Origin of the sequence: Clostridium beijerinckii (assembly GCF_036699995.1) — a bacterium.
Taxonomy (GTDB): Bacteria; Bacillota; Clostridia; order Clostridiales; family Clostridiaceae; genus Clostridium; species Clostridium helianthi.
In genome coordinates this window covers 3,739,962-3,754,603 of record NZ_CP144906.1, presented here as the reverse complement: position 1 = coordinate 3,754,603, position 14,642 = coordinate 3,739,962, and the positions used below count along the sequence as shown (strand labels likewise).

Below are 14,642 nucleotides of genomic sequence, written 5' to 3'. Positions count from 1 at the left end.
AATGTTTTGTTTTAATAAAGATGTTGAATTTGAGATTCTAGATGAAAACACTAAAAGAAAGGTATTAGTACATGATGAAAAGATGATGGCTGTAGAAGTACATTTTAAAAAAGCAACTAATAATGTAGAGACTCATTCTCATGTACATGATCAGCTATCATATGTGTTAAAAGGTTCTTTTAAATTTATAGTTGGAGATAAAAGCGAAATTGTTAGAGAAGGGGATACAATCTTCATGCCATCTAATATTCCCCATGGGTGCATGGTATTAGAAGATAACTCTATTGTTTATGATGTATTTACACCAGAAAGAAAAGATTTTTTAAAAAATAATTAAAATGAGCATTTAAAATTTCTACTATAATAATACTTATAGTAGAAATTTTTTGTTTAAATAAAAAACTCTAGCAGTGCTACTAGAGTTTTTTCGAATAAAAGGGAGTATAAATAAAAGTATAATAGGAATAGCTATGTCTTATTTATTATAATGTTTTAACAGCTATTTTGTTCCATAAATTTAAAACTATTAGGTGTAAAATTTAATAGGGAATAACGAAAGTAGGTATGTTACAAAAAATTCAGGTGTATATATATTAGTATTAGTATACTTAGAGTATCTATGAGTTTAGCAATATATAGTGATTGGAAATTTAAATGTGAAAATCTAGGTGAAAATTTGATTATATATTGAAAAATTAAGTATTAAATTAAAATTAAGATTTGGCATAAGTGGTTGAATATTACAATTTATTAATACATAATTATCATATAAACTAATTGTTTCGACTTTTCAGGAGGAAATTTTACATGAATAAATATTTGATTAATAATAAGCTTCTAAAACAATTAGATATTACTATGTTTGTAACAGCTATTGTTATTACAATCTTTGGAATCATAAACATTTATAGTGTAACTCATATAAAGTTTGGATTTTATTATGCTGAACTGCAAATGTTGTGGCTAATTATTGGACTAGCAATTGTATATTTTATTTTAGTATTTGATTATAATACTATAGGTGGTTATGCAAAATTAATTTACTGGGCAGGAGTAGGACTTTTATTATTTAATGATATAACAAGCAAAGCAGTAAAAGGTGCATCATCATGGATAAGGATTGGAAATAGAGCTATAGAGCCTGGTGAGTTTGTAAAGTTTGGATTAATACTAATTCTTGCAAAAAAGTTAGATGATCTAGATGGTGATATTAACAATCCAAAAAATTTTCTTATCTTATCTTTCTATGCCTTAATTCCGATGTTTCTAATTGTAATTCAGCCTAATTTAGGAATGACTCTTATTTGTTTCTTTATTACGCTAGGAATATACTTCATTTCTGGATTGAACTTAAAGGTTCTTATCGTAGGATTTTTCTCAGTTGTTCCACTAAGTCTTATCATATGGTTTAGTGATATACTAAAGCCATATCAAAGGCAGAGAATATTAGTATTCTTGGATCCGGAATCATATCAGCAGAACGCTGGTTTTCAATTAATGCAGTCCATAACAGGCATTGGAGCTGGTGGATTAATTGGATCTGGATTTTTAAAAGGAGCTCGTGCATCTGGTGGCTTCATTCCTGAGGTTCACACAGATTTTATATTTTCTGCAGTTGGAGAAGAATGGGGCTTTTTGGGCGCTCTTTTTCTCATAGCTTTATATAGCATTATGATATATAAAATGATTAAGCATGCAAAGGAATCAAAAGACATTATTGGCCGTCTTATCTGTGTTGGAACTGCATCTGGCTTTTTATTTTCAATCTTTCAAAATATTGGTATGACTATTGGTCTTATGCCAGTTGCAGGAATTACTCTTCCGTTTATGAGTTATGGCGGAAGTTCTATACTTGTAAATTTTATGTCGTTAGGAATTGTATTAAATGTTGGGATGAGAAAAAGTAGATTTAACTTTTATAGTTAAAAGACATAGACTATATATTTTATTTTAGTGGTATTAATATATAGATTCTATATAATATACTCGTTATAAAAGCATCTTTACATTCTCTGATAGTTTAGACGAGTCTTAATGAATTAAAATTTTAAAATAAATATTATTTCGAATAAATAAAGTTAAGTAGGCAGAAGAAGATGAGTAATACTTATGGTGATAAATAAAATGGAACAAGGTATGCTTTAAATAACATACCTTGTTCTATTTTATTTATAAAGATCTATAAATAACACAGATTATAATATATATTTTATCTTATAAGTTCATATAATTATGAAATAAGTGGCGATATAAATAAGATTATTGATAAGATTATAATAAATATAACTGTAGCCCAAGAAACAATATTTTGAGTCTTATTATTAACATATTCACCCATTATACGCTTATCATTAATTAAAATTATCATAAATGTTAATATTATAGGAGATAGCAAACCAGCAATTTGCTGTGATACAAGTATAATTTGAATAAGCGATATTCCAGGAAGAAGTATAAATAATGCTCCAAGAACAATTATACCAGTATATATTCCAAAGAATGCTGGTGCATCCTTATAATCATTATCAACTCCGCTTTCCCATCCAAAGGCTTCACATATAGCATAGGAAGTAGATAATGGGATAACAGCAGTAGCAAGAACTGAAGCTCCAAAGAGTCCAGCACCAAAAAGTATAAATGCAGCTTCACCAGCAAGTGGCTTTAGAGAAATTGCAGCCTCTTCTGCACTAGTTATTGTTATTCCAGCTTTATAAAGTGTTACGGCTGTACATACAATTATGAAAAATGCTACTGCATTCCCCCAGAAAGCGCCTAAATAAACATCAAGTTTTTCATATTTATACTCAGATATACTGATTTTTTTATCTACTATGGATGATTGGAGGTAAAACTGCATATAAGGGGTAATTGTTGTACCAATCATTCCTATAAAGGTAAGAAGAAAACCTGTATTTAATTCAATGGTAGGCGTCATCATTGATTTCATTACGTGTCCCCAATCAGGTTTAGTTAAAAACGCTGATATAATATAAGTAAAAAATACAAGAGTAAACAATAGGAAGATATTTTCTACTTTTTTATATGAACCTTTGGTAACAAGTAACCAGATTATTACAGAAACAATAGGGATAGATATATATTTGCTTACATCAAATAATTCTAAGCTTGCTGCAATTCCTGCAAAATCACCAAAAACAACACCCATATTGGCAATTAGTAAAATGGTCATTGCAAAGAAAGTAAGTTTAACTCCGAATTTTTCTCTAATTAAGTCAGACAAACCTTTACCAGTTACTACTGCCATCCTTGCGTTCATTTCCTGTATAACTGCAAGACTGAAAGTGATTAAGAGCAATCCCCATAGCATTTTATATCCATAGGATGCACCAACAGATGCATAAGTTGTGATCCCACCAGCATCATTTCCTGCATTAACAGTAATTAATCCTGGACCAATAATAGTCATAATGAAAAGTAGCTTTTTAAATCTACCAGATAATACTTTCTTCATAGTGCAACCCTCCTTAAGCGTGAATGTTCATGGATACTGTCATTTAATGATACTACACCAACTAAATTATTATCTTCATCAATAACTGGAATTGAAACAAGATTATACTTATGCATTAAGCTTATAGCATCTTCAATTTCATCCGTATCCCTTAAACTTTCTGGCCTAGTTGTCATTATATTATAAAGTTTTGTATCTGGCTTTGAAGTAATAAGTGAGAATAAAGAAATAACCCCAATAAGATTATCTTTATCATTTGTTATATAGATATAATAACTTTCATCTTCGTCAGGAGCATTGCTTTGAATCCATTTAAATACATCACTTACAGTTACATCAGGTAAGAAAGTTAGAAAATCTTTTGACATAATACTTCCTACAGTTTCTTTTTCATACTCCATAAGCTCTCTAATTTCGTCCTGACTTTCTTCATCCATGTGTGTTAATAGTTTTTCAACTCTATCTTCATCCATTTCTTCTAAAATATCAGCTATTTCATCAGAAGGCATAATCTCAAGTATATCAGAAGCTTTTTCATCAGACATAGATTTTAATAAATTTACTTGAACATCAGTTTCGATTTCCTCGAGAACTTCAGCAGCTTTTTGATTGTTTAAGCTGTGAAACAATATATCTCTGCTTTTAGTATCAAGATCTTCGATTATATCTGCTAAATCTGCTGCGTGCAGAGTTTCAATTTTGCTTGCTGGCATTTGAAGTTGCAGATTATTTACCCCAGTAGACAAAGTTTGCACATCATCCCATATAATTAACTTGTTTCTTAATCTATATCTTAAGGCTTCTGTTAATATTATGAAAGGATATTCTACACCAAGACGTCTGAGTAATCCTCTAGTTCCTATATCAACGGCAACAAGCTGCCATTTGGAATTTATATTTCCGAGTCTTACATCATTGACACGTTCTACTTTCTTGCCGTTTATGTCTACTATTTGTTTATCTAAGAAATCTCTTACTAAAAAAATATCATCTTCACCAGGAAACTTTATTGTGAGGCTCTCGCTATTAATTTTAATATGATACTTTTCTTTTTCATCTTTGAATATATCTAGCGCATCAGCAGATAGATAAAAAGATTTTTTCCAATTTGTAATTTGTATATATACTACAGTTGGTTTTTCTTGACTAAAATCAAGAATAAGGTCGTTTAGTTTACCAATTATTTGGCCAGAAATATTGTGAATTTCTTTGTGAATAATTTTACTTACAAAGAAATTTGTTATTTTTTCCATGCTTTTCACCCTTTCAATTAAGGGCACAAAGAGAGTATCCAATTAATGCCCTAAAAATATTATTGCTTGAATTTAAATAAAAATGTATATTATAACTTTCCGTATCATGGTCATCCACTGGATACACCTCCTTTAAAAAAATAATAAAAGCCCTTCACTATAAGTGAAGGGCGCAACAATCAAACACAACATTATACAAATATACAGAATGCGATAGCGCAAAGTACATTTGTTGTATTAACCTTCACTCGTTGAGTTTTAGCACTATAGAGCATAGAAAACCACATGGTTTTCGGCTACATTAAGTAGAACCTTAATCCGGCAATACCTGTTGACCCATTGGCGTCTCTCGACGTTTCCGGGCAGCAGCATGTATCTATATAGGAGCCTCACCTAACAAAGTTTTTATTTAGCTTTTGTTTTCCGCCTTAATTTTACTACGACATGGTACAAGCCGTCAATAGTAGAAAAATTTTTTTTATATACATAGTAAGTGGATTTTATGCAGTTATATTTTTAATATGGAAGTTATAAAACACTAAAGTAAGAATTGATTATAATTGCAAAAAATTAGAATAAAATGTAATATTAATATGATATAATAGTATTATTAATTTAATGGATAGGGGACGATAAAATGGTAAAAAGGTTAATAATATCATCATTACTGGCCATATCAATAATAGGGATTATTCCAGTAGCAGCTTCTGCAACTTGGAAGCAAGATAAATATAAACATTCGTATTGGGTAGAGAATGGAATAAAAGCAAAGGGATGGAAACAAGTCAACGGAGATTGGTACTATTTTCAGGAAGATGGTTCTGCGACAACTCAATGGATGAAGTATAATGGAAGCTGGTATTATTTCTGGACAAATGGAGTTATGGCATCAAATTCATGGTTGAAGAATAATGGAATGTGGTATTATTTTGATGGAAGTGGAAAGTTAGTACAAGATTCAATTATTATTGACGATAAAAAATATGATTTTACCACTTTAACATTTATATTTTCAAAATACTTAACTACTGGTCAAAATATAAATACTGCTAAAGCAGATAACAAAAATATTTCAGATAGTCAAAACACAGCAAATAATCAAGTAAATCAATCATCTGAAAACAATGCAACAAGTAAGAATTAAGGAAAATAACAATATTTAATATAATATTTTAGATCTGGAAGACTAACAGATTGAAGTTGAATTATTCTGTTAGTCTTCTTTATTTTAAAGAAAATTGCAGCATTTCGAATAATGAAAGTTTTGTGTTATTTTGCTTTATTTATAAAGAATGAATTATAATATTTAGAACTTATGTGTCATGTGATATGGCAGCTTAATCCTAAATTTCATAAGTACATAAAATTTAAGGTCTATTAAATTTTAAAATGAAGAGTAATAAATCCTAGGAATTAATTAGTAAATGCTTAAGTTCGTCAAAGTTAGATATTTCATACTTAGGTGCTATATTTGAATTATTCTCAAGTTTATTTGGATTATACCAACAGGTATCTATACCGAAGTTTATTCCACCCTGTATATCAGAGGTCAAGCTATCTCCAACCATAAGTACTGTATTTTTATTAGTGTGATATATATTTTCTAGAGCATGTTCAAATATTTTTGGATTAGGTTTTGAGATAGAGATTTCCTCAGATATAACTACATCTTCAAAATGTTTTGATATAATTGACTTTCTGATTCTATTTTCTTGTACAGCTGTGAGACCATTAGTAATTATTAAGAGTTTATAGCTTTTACTTAAATGCTCTATAAGCTCTAGGATGCCATCAAATAAAAAGGAGCAGTTAGATAAATTTTGCATATATGATTTAGCAAATTCAATCTCATCAAAGGAAATTTTAAGTTTATCCGCAAGTCTTTTAAATCTTTCTACCTTAAGTTTTTCCTGAGTAATTAAGCCTTGTTCAAACTCTTTCCATATAGCAGTATTTATATCGTGATATATTTTTAAATGGTAATTTTCATCGTAATTGATATTAAATTCGAGTATAGTGTTTTTGAAAGCCTCCCTTTCAGATTTTTTAAAATCAAATAAAGTATCGTCTGCATCAAATAGTATAACTTCATAGTTCATAATATGTCCTCCGTATAGTTGAATATAAATTTGTAAAAATCAAAATTAAATTTTATTTACAATGCTCTGTTAATAAAATAATATATTTATAAGAATTTGAAAATGACATAAGTCATGTTAGGAGAGTCTATGAAGAAAATTTTAGATAATAAACTTTTAAATTATTATATTAAGAAGCATAACATAAAAAGCATATTTGATGACACAATACTAAAACATTTTCAGCTTCATTTCTATGAAAAAGAAGAATATATAATGAAGTCAGAAGAAAAACTTGAATATTATTATCTAATTGTTGATGGAAAAATTAAAGTATTTTATCCTTTTGAAAATGGTAAATCAATGCTATTAAAATTTTATAGAGATTTTAATACTGTAGGAGATTTAGAACTTTTAAAAAACATCCCTATACTTTGCAATATTAATGCAGTAGAAGATACTTATTTAATAGGAATTCCATCAGATATATTAAGAGAAAACTATTTTAATAATACGAAGTTTTTACATCATTTAGTAGATTCTTTAAGTGAAAAACTTTATGCAACTATTAATAATAGTTCATATAATTTTGTGTATCCACTTGCTAATAGGTTATCTAGTTATTTGGTGGAACATATAATAGATGAAAGTTACATAATTTTAAATTCATCTTATTTAGAGATTGCTGAATTTTTAGGAACTACTTACAGGCATTTAAATAGAACTTTTAAAGAATTGGAAGCACAGGGAATCGTAAGGTGTGAAAATAAGAAGATAAATATACTAGATATAAAAAAACTAAAGGAGCTTTCAAAAAACATTTATGTAAAATCTCTTTAATATAAATATATCAAAAAGAGATTTCTATTAAGAACTGTAAAAGTACAATCTAATAAAGCCAGCATCGTATTAGAATAATATATATAAATAGATAATACTTAGAGAAATACGAACTCTAAGTATTTTTTAGTGCCAAAATATATCATAAAATTTTAAGGGATAAAATAAGCTTATTTAAATATTTAAAACATTGTGAAAAGTTTAAGGGCTTAGGCCTATTATGAAGTAAGCATAATTTAGCTATCTTGAGCTCATATATGCAGTTAGGTCTAAATTTATTTTACAACTATTTTGCAATTTCATTGGAAGTTATGTTATATAATGGAGATGAAGGTTAAATTGAAGAATTTGCTTTAAAATATCACGTTAGTTATTAGGGGGAAATACATAATTGAAGATAAACATTTTAATTGTAGAAGATGATGAAGCTATATCTAATTTAATACGGATAAGCTTAGGAATGGCTGGTTATGAATGCAAGCAGGTATTTGATGGAATGGAGGCTTTCGATTTAATTAAACAAGAGTCTTTTGATCTTATACTCATGGATATTATGCTGCCAGGTATAGATGGCTTTGAAATAATGAAGAGAATAAGAGGTTTAAATATACCAGTAATATTTCTGACTGCTAAAAATGGACTTGCTGATAAAATAACTGGCTTAAAATCTGGTGCAGAGGATTATATTGTTAAACCATTTGAAACAGTTGAATTACTAGCAAGAATTGAAATAGTACTAAGAAGATATTCAAAAAATAATAACTGTATAGAATTTAAAAGACTAAAAATATATGAAGACGAAAGGATTATAAAAAATGGAGATGAGGCAATTGATCTTACTTTAAAGGAATTTGAGCTCATACTTTTGCTTGTGAAAAATAAAAATATGGCATTATCTAGGGAGTATTTATTAGAAAAAATTTGGGGATATGAGTATATGGGGGAGACCAGAACAATAGATACTCATATACAAAAAATAAGAAAAAAGCTTGATATTGCTGATAACATAAAAACTGTATATAAAATTGGATATAGGTTAGAGGAGTGAAATACATGAAGTTATGGCTTAAAATATATCTTTTTTCGTTACTATTACTTGTATTCACTTTAAACATAGCTGGATTTATATTGATACAAAAACTTCATAATGATCTGCTACAAAAAGAAGTTGATAAATGCTTAGCAGAACAAAAATTTGCGTCTTCACAATTAAGTGTTAATTCTATGTATATGCAAAAAATCTATTCAAGTAATACCTATGATATAAATATATTAATCGGGACTTTAATGGATGAATATAATAAGGCTGCCAATAGTGGAACAGAACAGCATGGAGACGTAGAAATCTTAGATTCTAGGAATAATATATTATTTTCAGACATGAAATTTCCATTTTCAAACGAAAAGGATGAACTAGAAGACCTTTTGCCAGGAAAAACCAACTATATTATTAGGACAGTAGATGGAAAACAGTATTTGTACGCTAGTAGCTTAGTTAATGTATATGACTATCCAATAAAAGTGCACTATGCGAAAGATATTTCAAATATATATTCTGAAAAAATAAATCAATATGCTCTTTTTATGAAATTAGATATTTTAATCTGTTCTCTTTTTGCTATTTTTATGTTTTTTATAAGCAAATTAATAACAAAACCAATAAATACATTAATAGCTTCGACCCAGAAAATATCTCTTGGCCAGTATTCAGAAAGGGTGAAAATTAAATCAAGAGATGAATTTAGCGTGCTTTCAAATAATTTTAATCTTATGGCGCAGACAATAGAAGAAAAAATAAACGAACTTGAAACATCCAATATTGAGAAGGAAACCTTTATAAATAATCTGACTCATGAACTTAAGACACCTTTAACTTCAATAATTGGATATGCAAATTTAATTAGAACATCAAAATATAGCGAAGAGGTATTTGTTGAAGCTTCGGATTACATATATAAAGAAGGAAAAAGGCTTGAAAAGATGGCTTTTAAAATGATGGATTTAATTTATACAAAGACTCAAGAAATCGAGTTAATGCCTGAAAAAATATTTACTATAATAAACGAGGTTAGAAGATTGTTATCTAGTAAACTTAAAGATAAAAATATAGACTTAATTATTGAAGGAGAGGATTGCGTACTAGATATAGACAAGGATCTAATTACTATGGCATTATCTAATCTAGTTGAAAATGCTATAAAAGCATCTAAAAATAATTCGAAAATATATATAAAAATATACATTTTCCAGAATAAAACTTACCTATCTGTAGTAGATTCAGGTTTAGGAATAGCTAAAGAACATTTAGATAAACTTTGGCAGCCATTTTATGTAGTTGATAAAGCTAGAAGTAGAAAAAATAATGGAGCAGGAATTGGTCTTTCTATATGTAAAAAGATAGCAGAGGTTCATAATGCAGATATTAAAATAAGTAGTGATTTAGGTATAGGAACAGAAGTTACTTTGATTTTTAATAATTCCGTTACTAAAATAAATGATAAGCTTGTGAATTAAAAAGTACGAACTTAACTTGTGTGCATACTTTAGATAATTAGTTTTAGATAGTTTGAAGGTCAAACAGCATAAATAAGAATAGGGAATTCTAGATTGTTAATTTACTTTATAAGTTAAGTATATGTAAGTTTACAACTATTTTACAACTACAATAAACTTTTGGGACATTCAAATTTTATACTTAAAGAGTGGGGTAAGTACTTACGCACAATTAAAAAAATGTATTATGGAGGGATTATTGTGCATTCTAAAAAAATAGTAGCAGTATTGTTAACAGTAGGAATAGTAGCATCTACTTTTGCTATATTTAATCAAATTAATATGAAAGGAGCTTTTGCAGATATTATAAAACAAAATGTTGTTTACACTAAAGATAATACTTCAACAATATCACAAGATGATGGAACAGGCCTAGTAATTGGTGATGAGAAGGAAGCTTATAGGCAGAAATCTTTAGATATTTTAAAAGAGTATTTTAACATATCATCAGTTGAAGAAAATGAAGATTTTAAGTTTAATGCAGATATATTAAATGAAAAAACTTTGGATGCAATAAAGCCACTAGAAAAAAAAGATATACAAGATTCATATGATAAGAAAGAAATATCTAAGGAAGAATATGATAAGGAAATGGATTTTGTTGAAGAAAATGATAATGGACTTAAGGATAGGGTAGCAAAATTAAAGCATGGAATGGTTCAAGCAGGATGGGTTGGAATTAATGAAGATAAATGCTATATGTTTGATTTTAATGAAAATACAAAGGAAATAGATTATGTATTGATTAGTGAAGGATATCTTGATGAATCCAAACCTAAGTTAACAATTTCTCAAGAACAATTAAAAGATACAGCTGAAGATTTTATTAAGCAGCATAAGCTAGGGGATATAGAAAAACCTAAGTGTATACTTGTAGCAGGCGAAAATGGACATCGTCTTTTTTATCAAGATGAAAATGATTCTTCTAAAAAAGTGGAGATATTTATTAGTCCATATACAGGCAAGGTAGACGGTTTTTCGATAAAAGCTTATGCAGATTTAGAATACAATATAGAAATTAATGAAACTAGGCTTGGCACTAAATAGGAAAACCTTAAGCTACTAGTCCTAATTTGGAATTGATATATTCTGGAAAATTATCAACACCAGCTTTAATGATAGCAGGATATATAACTCTATTAGATTTGATTATTCCTATGCTGTGATACCCATTTACTGAAGCGTTAGCAAAACTTTTGCTAACGCATATCATGAATCGATCAGCAGATAATTAGTTTGGGTATATGGAGTAAATTCACCCGTGATATACTAATGATTCCATCAGTATGAGCCTAGATGCCTTGAACCTGTGCTTCCATGTATATTACAAAAAAGAAATAGCCTATGCAAATTTTATTTGACAATTTATTATATTATCAAATAAAATTTGTACAGGCTATTTTATATGAGATTTGCAAAGATAATTTTAAACTTTCATAAATTATTTTGATTTTGTATTATATTTTAAATCTTTGAATCATTTCATTAAGTTTTTGTGAAAGTTCAGCTTGACTTTGAGCAGATTTTGTAACATCTGAAAGAGCAAAGGTAACTTCAGTAATGCTATTTAATATTTCTTCTGTATTTGAAGCAGATTCTTGAGCTACTGAAGATACATTTTGTATTGCACCACTTATATCTGCATTATAACTTCATCCATTTGTTTCGAAGAAGAGGCAGATTTATCTATAATATTACTTATAAATTCAGAATCCTTTTCATATTCAATTCCTGTATTCATAAGGAGTTCATAATTAGGTTTAACATTGTCAGCCATAAATTCAAGAACATCTTGTCCGCTTTTTGATAAACTTTCTACAGAAGCTTCAACTTGTGATACCATAGTTTGAATATTATAAACTGCATTGGAAGATTGTTCAGCAAGCTTTCTAACTTCGTCAGCAACTACTGCAAAACCCTTTCCATGTTCACCGGCTCTAGCGGCTTCAATAGCAGCATTTAGGGCCAATAAATTTGTCTGTTCTGCTATACTCCCAATAGAATTTGCCATTATTCTAACTTCTGATACAATTTTAGAATTTTCAATTGCTTCTAAAATGTTTGAACGATTTTTATCATAAATTAAATTACTTTCTTCAATACTTTTTGAAGATTTATTTCTAATATTAGAAGCACGTTCTTTTATTTCATTTACTGATACTAATGAATTTTCTGCATCTTTAGCGATGGAATTTATGGCGCTACTTATTTCTTCCGTTGATGCAGTTACTTCTTCTGTGGTAGCGCTTAAATCTTGAACACCTTTAGATATATGTTTTGTGGATTCATTCACAATTTCCATTTTAGAAGAAATTTCTTCAGTAGTGGCAGAAAGTTCTTCACTTGTAGCGCTTATATCGCTTGAACTGTTCATTATTTCAACGATTAAATCATGTATATTTTCTTTTGCCTTATTTAATGCCAGTGAAAGATTACCTATCTCGTCTTTAGAATCAACAGCTATAGATTTAGTCAAGTCACCATTACCAAGAGCTTCAGAAAAAACTAAAACTTTTTTTACTTGTTTTGAAATCATAAATGAAATTGATAAACCTAAAATAACGGCTAGTAGTAAACTAATAAATATTATAGAGATTGTTATATATAAAGATCTTTTAAAGGTTGAGTTATTTTCCTTGTAAGAATCATCGGCTTGGTTAACATTATTTTGTATTAATTCATCCATATTAGAGTATATGCTCTTTCTGGTTTCGGTAACTTTAGAATAATTTTCATCAGCTTCACTAAAGTTATTCTCATCTACAAATTTTATTATTGAGTTAGATAAATCAACATATTTATTAAGGTTTTCTTTAAGATTAGAAAAAGTAGGTTTCTCAGATTCAGAAATTAAAGTGCTCTCATATATTTTTATAAGTTCACTATTCTTGTCAATTAAGTTCTTAATATCTTTTTTAACTGTATCTTTTTCGCTAACATTTCTTTGATATGTAAGTTTTAGCAAATCTGAACGTATATCAGAAATATTTTGCTTTAAAGTAGTTAAGCTGTTTATTGAGGCTAAGTTGTAATCATGCATGGAAGTTGCATTGTGATTAATTATATTCATATTATATAATCCAATAAAACCAACAATACATACTAAAATTGAAACAAAAGTAAAAGTGGAAATAAGTTTATGAGATATTTTTAAATTTTTAAACCAAATCATTAAATCAGCCCCTCTTTATTTTTTTATGTGAAAGTCTTCTGTTTACTCACCTCCATTAAAAGTTGAATATAAATAATTTGTTTTTGAGAAAAAAGTTTTAATTCAATTAAAAGTCTACATACTCCCCAATTTTAATTCATAGAAATTTGGTTTAAACTACCAGTTGCTGCAAACCAAATAATCTTATCAAAAATGAATTATATTATGCAGAACGTATATATTTATAATAATCGGAATTAAAATCAAAAAATTTAGAGATAATAAAGAAAAATGTAGAAAAAACTAATATTATAACCAAGTATGGTTATAATATTTCTTAGATTTTAAGATAAGTTAAATGAGTTTTTATAATAACATTAATATGATTAAATTAGGATGATATATAATTGATCAGTAGTATAAAATCTCTAATAAATATTTAGAAATACTATAATACTAAAAAGTAGTAATATATCTCAAGATATGAAAAAGTATAATAGTAGAAGATACAGAGAAGGGACATCAGAATAAATTATGCACTCAAGTAATTAATAAAAAGGCAAGATTGATGTATTTAAAGAATAAAGAAGAATCAGATCTAAACAGAAAATGTTCTTCTTTATCTTTTTTATATAAAAGTAATAGAATTAAATACATTTATTATCTAACTCAGGGTAGTGTTTAACCGACCAAGACTCAATTTCCTTAATAATACTAGTAAGCTCTTTTCCTTTATCAGTGAGGGAGTATTCAACTTTTGGTGGAATTTCTGCATAAACCTTTTTACATACAAGTTCATCATTTTCTAATTCTTTAAGTTTTTCATTTAAGACTTTTTGGCTTATTCCTTCAGTCATTCGTTGAAGCTCTAGGAATCTTTTTGGTTCATTATATAAATGACATAATAAAACTGCCTTCCATTTTCCTCTTATAAAATCCATCGCAAAATCTAATAAGCACACATAACTTCTTCCGTTATAATTTACCATTTAGTTACCCGCTTTCGTTTTTTAATATTTAATAAATGTTACTAGATATTAGTATAAACAACCTGTCTGATAATATCAAATCAATTAACTAAAATGAAAAATATATGTTAGTAATGATTTGGAAGATTGTATAGGACAATGGTTATTTTACCATGACTATTAGAATAAGTTATATATTGCGAATTATAATTAGGATATTATTATTTTAGGAAAAATTTATTATGGCCTTACATATAGGTTATTCAATAATTCTTACCAAAAAGTAAGTTGTCTAACTAAAAAGTGCGTACTTGTTACTTACATTAC

General features: G+C 28.0%; 11 protein-coding genes, 1 pseudogene and 1 riboswitch. Of the genes and pseudogenes, 7 read left to right on the top strand and 5 right to left on the bottom strand.

Annotated features, from left to right (window positions below; genetic code table 11):
* Position 1 precedes the first annotated feature (1 nt).
* On the top strand, positions 2 to 337 hold the full coding sequence (locus tag PZA12_RS17260) for a cupin domain-containing protein (protein ID WP_078117419.1): 336 nt from the start codon (positions 2 to 4) through the stop codon (positions 335 to 337).
* 470 nt (positions 338 to 807) lie between these two features.
* A complete protein-coding gene (gene rodA, locus PZA12_RS17255; RefSeq protein WP_078117420.1) occupies positions 808 to 1,926 on the top strand; it encodes a rod shape-determining protein RodA in 1,119 nt (372 codons plus the stop codon).
* Positions 1,927 to 2,230: 304 nt separating this feature from the next.
* Here rodA and PZA12_RS17250 read toward each other — a convergent pair whose 3' ends face one another.
* Both PZA12_RS17250 and PZA12_RS17245 read right to left on the bottom strand, forming a co-directional pair.
* Positions 2,231 to 3,472, bottom strand: coding sequence for an Nramp family divalent metal transporter (locus PZA12_RS17250; protein ID WP_077837690.1), 1,242 nt, complete (start codon positions 3,470 to 3,472; stop codon positions 2,231 to 2,233).
* Complete coding sequence (locus PZA12_RS17245; RefSeq protein ID WP_077837689.1) at positions 3,469 to 4,725, bottom strand: magnesium transporter; 1,257 nt, start codon at positions 4,723 to 4,725, stop codon at positions 3,469 to 3,471. The genes PZA12_RS17250 and PZA12_RS17245 overlap by 4 nt, the downstream gene beginning before the upstream one ends.
* Before the next feature lie 236 nt (positions 4,726 to 4,961).
* Positions 4,962 to 5,133, bottom strand: a riboswitch (M-box (ykoK) riboswitch).
* A 229-nt stretch (positions 5,134 to 5,362) separates the two neighbouring features.
* Here PZA12_RS17245 and PZA12_RS17240 point away from each other — a divergent pair.
* Positions 5,363 to 5,869, top strand: a complete 507-nt coding sequence (locus tag PZA12_RS17240) for a phage tail protein (protein ID WP_103697738.1) — start codon at positions 5,363 to 5,365, stop codon at positions 5,867 to 5,869.
* A 262-nt stretch (positions 5,870 to 6,131) separates the two neighbouring features.
* Here PZA12_RS17240 and PZA12_RS17235 read toward each other — a convergent pair whose 3' ends face one another.
* The gene (locus PZA12_RS17235; RefSeq protein ID WP_103697737.1) at positions 6,132 to 6,824 is read right to left on the bottom strand and encodes a YjjG family noncanonical pyrimidine nucleotidase; all 693 of its coding nucleotides are present in this window, start codon (positions 6,822 to 6,824) and stop codon (positions 6,132 to 6,134) included.
* Positions 6,825 to 6,953: 129 nt separating this feature from the next.
* Between PZA12_RS17235 and PZA12_RS17230 the strand changes: the two genes are divergently transcribed.
* The 4 genes from PZA12_RS17230 (at position 6,954) to PZA12_RS17215 (ending at position 11,243) form a co-directional block, all read left to right on the top strand.
* The gene (locus tag PZA12_RS17230; RefSeq protein ID WP_206490892.1) at positions 6,954 to 7,643 is read left to right on the top strand and encodes a Crp/Fnr family transcriptional regulator; all 690 of its coding nucleotides are present in this window, start codon (positions 6,954 to 6,956) and stop codon (positions 7,641 to 7,643) included.
* A 391-nt stretch (positions 7,644 to 8,034) separates the two neighbouring features.
* Complete coding sequence (locus PZA12_RS17225) at positions 8,035 to 8,691, top strand: response regulator transcription factor (RefSeq protein WP_103697735.1); 657 nt, start codon at positions 8,035 to 8,037, stop codon at positions 8,689 to 8,691.
* A gap of 5 nt (positions 8,692 to 8,696) precedes the next feature.
* On the top strand, positions 8,697 to 10,157 hold the full coding sequence (locus tag PZA12_RS17220) for a sensor histidine kinase (RefSeq protein ID WP_103697734.1): 1,461 nt from the start codon (positions 8,697 to 8,699) through the stop codon (positions 10,155 to 10,157).
* Positions 10,158 to 10,397: 240 nt separating this feature from the next.
* Positions 10,398 to 11,243, top strand: a complete 846-nt coding sequence (locus PZA12_RS17215; RefSeq protein ID WP_103697733.1) for a hypothetical protein — start codon at positions 10,398 to 10,400, stop codon at positions 11,241 to 11,243.
* 410 nt (positions 11,244 to 11,653) lie between these two features.
* On the opposite strand, the pseudogene PZA12_RS17205 reads toward PZA12_RS17215, so the two are convergent.
* Positions 11,654 to 13,368 (bottom strand): annotated as a pseudogene (locus tag PZA12_RS17205) (methyl-accepting chemotaxis protein).
* 626 nt (positions 13,369 to 13,994) lie between these two features.
* On the bottom strand, positions 13,995 to 14,336 hold the full coding sequence (locus PZA12_RS17200; RefSeq protein ID WP_103697732.1) for a winged helix-turn-helix transcriptional regulator: 342 nt from the start codon (positions 14,334 to 14,336) through the stop codon (positions 13,995 to 13,997).
* Between the last annotated feature and the right edge of the window lie 306 nt (positions 14,337 to 14,642).

What these genes read in the sequence shown, in the direction of transcription:
- PZA12_RS17260 (WP_078117419.1), top strand. Translation starts at nt 2, where the DNA reads ATGTTTTGTTTTAATAAAGATGTTGAATTTGAGATTCTAGATGAAAAC.
- rodA (WP_078117420.1), top strand. Translation starts at nt 808, where the DNA reads ATGAATAAATATTTGATTAATAATAAGCTTCTAAAACAATTAGATATT.
- PZA12_RS17250 (WP_077837690.1), bottom strand. Translation starts at nt 3,472, where the DNA reads ATGAAGAAAGTATTATCTGGTAGATTTAAAAAGCTACTTTTCATTATG.
- PZA12_RS17245 (WP_077837689.1), bottom strand. Translation starts at nt 4,725, where the DNA reads ATGGAAAAAATAACAAATTTCTTTGTAAGTAAAATTATTCACAAAGAA.
- PZA12_RS17240 (WP_103697738.1), top strand. Translation starts at nt 5,363, where the DNA reads ATGGTAAAAAGGTTAATAATATCATCATTACTGGCCATATCAATAATA.
- PZA12_RS17235 (WP_103697737.1), bottom strand. Translation starts at nt 6,824, where the DNA reads ATGAACTATGAAGTTATACTATTTGATGCAGACGATACTTTATTTGAT.
- PZA12_RS17230 (WP_206490892.1), top strand. Translation starts at nt 6,954, where the DNA reads ATGAAGAAAATTTTAGATAATAAACTTTTAAATTATTATATTAAGAAG.
- PZA12_RS17220 (WP_103697734.1), top strand. Translation starts at nt 8,697, where the DNA reads ATGAAGTTATGGCTTAAAATATATCTTTTTTCGTTACTATTACTTGTA.
- PZA12_RS17200 (WP_103697732.1), bottom strand. Translation starts at nt 14,336, where the DNA reads ATGGTAAATTATAACGGAAGAAGTTATGTGTGCTTATTAGATTTTGCG.